This is a genomic window from Pedobacter segetis (assembly GCF_016623585.1).
Taxonomy (GTDB): domain Bacteria; phylum Bacteroidota; class Bacteroidia; order Sphingobacteriales; family Sphingobacteriaceae; genus Pseudopedobacter; species Pseudopedobacter segetis.
The window spans coordinates 1-1,107 of sequence record NZ_JAEHFY010000055.1 but is presented as its reverse complement, the minus strand read 5'-3'; the positions used below and the strand labels follow the sequence as shown (position 1 = coordinate 1,107).

The window sequence follows — 1,107 nt, the reverse complement described above, 5'->3', positions numbered from 1 at the left end:
AAGTGAACACCTTTGTCGGTCAAAAGTCGGATTATATTTTTGGTCTGTTCTGTTGTCATAGCATTACCGCTAACGGTGGGCGAATTTGTGCATAAATGGCGTTGCCTGCAGAACCGATGTCAGCCCGCACTGAACTAAATAATTAACGAAAAACCTGAGTTGAACCACCGTCAGCCATTTTTGTGCAAATTTGCTGTTAGCTGTAGTGGTAACTTGATATGTTTTCTAAAATATTCATAACTCAACAGCTTGGTTCAAGATTAACTAATTCAGCAAGTTTGGTCGCAATGTCTGCTACTGTTTCTTCTGCGGTACTAAGGCCAGTCCTTGATGCAAGTAGAGGACTTATTTCTCGGAGAGCTTCATATGTCGTGTCATGAACAATAGGAACTAATTGGTCACGAGCCAATAATGCTGAAAGTTCTTTGTCTGCGATGCCTTCTTGGGGAAGGCGTTTAATAAGTGCAGGAGTAACTAATACAAGTCCTATCCGTGAATTAGCCAAGCCCTTGTCAATTGCTCTCATTAAGGGCACACCGAGTGTTACATCCTTTTCGCTAAACCAGACGGAAACACCATTAGATTCTAGCAAATCGTGAAGTTGCTTTGCAATTCCCTGCCTATCGTCCCAGGCATGACAGAGAAAAACATCCCGTAGGTCAGGAAGTACGGCAAGTTTCTCAACTGTCTGACGAATTGGTGTAAGAGCCTGCACTTCTGATGCTGTATAAAAAACCGGCGAACTTGCTCGTGACCAACGAGGCTTTATACTTCGAGAAGTTCTACCACTTCTGCCACTTGAGCTACTTCCCATTGAGTAATTAGATGAGTAAGGATTGGAATAGGAGTATGAATTATAGCTTCGATATCCTCTACTACTACATGCTGGACAAGCATCTCTACCACTTTGAGTACGATGTCCATATCGTGGTGCTGTGCATCTTGACATATTATTAATTTTATTATTTCTATGTAAATATTAATTTTTAAATATTGAGTGTCGGTAGCTTAGTTCGCAAACCATTACAGCTAACGTTTTGCAGGTTTGGAAAGTTGCGGTATTGCTTGCAAGATTTTCGTCTGCCCGCACCAAATTAAATAAAAAAA

The 1,107-nt window shown here is 41.1% G+C and carries 1 protein-coding gene; it reads right to left on the bottom strand.

Features of this window, described 5'->3' with window-relative positions:
• Window positions 1–241 precede the first annotated feature (241 nt).
• Window positions 242–814 (bottom strand): toll/interleukin-1 receptor domain-containing protein, encoded by a 573-nt coding sequence (locus I5M32_RS16535; protein WP_234461999.1) that lies wholly within the window; start codon window positions 812–814, stop codon window positions 242–244.
• Window positions 815–1,107 lie beyond the last annotated feature (293 nt).